The sequence below is a fragment of the Halanaerobaculum tunisiense genome, assembly GCF_054657635.1.
Window position 1 is genome coordinate 1 of sequence record NZ_BAAHYI010000028.1, and the last position, 996, is coordinate 996.

The following is a 996-nucleotide window of genomic DNA, read 5'->3' on the forward strand; positions in this document are numbered from 1 at the left end:
ATAAAGTAGGACCAGCTTCACAGCTGGGACCCCTTATCAAACTGCACGAACGGTTTTCCCGTATACAGCTTTCGGTTATTGGTGCTCCATATCAGAGAGTAAGTCAGCGACTCTATGTTACCATAGATGTATATTTCACTCTCGATTACAGCACATCAGTAAGCAGTGAATCTAGTCCTTCTTCTCTTAAAAACTTATTCGATAAGCGATAATTCTGATGAATTATCGCTTTCTTTCCTTCTATGAAAGAACGTATTCTCATTCTTATCCATTTATCTAATTTCCTATATAATGTTTTGATATTGCCTATTTTAAAGTAATGTCCCCAGCCTTTTAGTACTAAATTTAACTCATCAATTATTATTTCCAATTTCTGAGGTCTATTTCTTCTAGTTATATCTCTTATTCTATCTTTAAAGTTATTTATTGCTCTATCTCTTGGACTTTTATAATACCAATGATGAAATCTAAATCCTAGAAATTTAAACCCATCATAAAAGTTTGTTATCACTGTCTTCTCAGGATGGAGTTTTAATTTTAATTCATTTTCTATTATCTGACGAGTTACTTGTAATGCTCTTTTGGCTTTATCTTTACTTTTGGTCAATACTACAAAATCATCAGCGAAGCGAACTAGTTTATATCCCCTTCGAGTCATCTTCTTATCAAAGTAATGTAAATAGATATTAGCTAATAAAGGAGAGATCACACCTCCTTGAGGTGTTCCTTCTTTAGTCTCTTTTCTTCCTTCTTCGGTCATGACTCCTGCAGTTAGCCACGATCTAATTAAGTCTAATACCCATCCATCACTTATATATTCTACTATAAAATCCATTAATAAATCATGGTTTATAGTATCAAAATAAGATTTTATATCTGCATCTACTACCCAATCGTAACCTTGCTGTTTATATTCTTCTATTTTCTCTATTGCATCATGGGTTGATCTGTTAGGTCTGAATCCAAAAGAACATTCACAAAACAATCTCTCAAAGT

The 996-nt window shown here is 32.8% G+C and carries 1 protein-coding gene; it reads right to left on the bottom strand.

Features of this window, described 5'->3' with window-relative positions; all coding sequences use genetic code 11:
- Positions 1-145: 145 nt before the first annotated feature.
- On the bottom strand, positions 146-996 hold an 851-nt coding region (ltrA, locus tag ACYQ3D_RS12605), incomplete at its 5' end, for a group II intron reverse transcriptase/maturase (protein WP_459838812.1).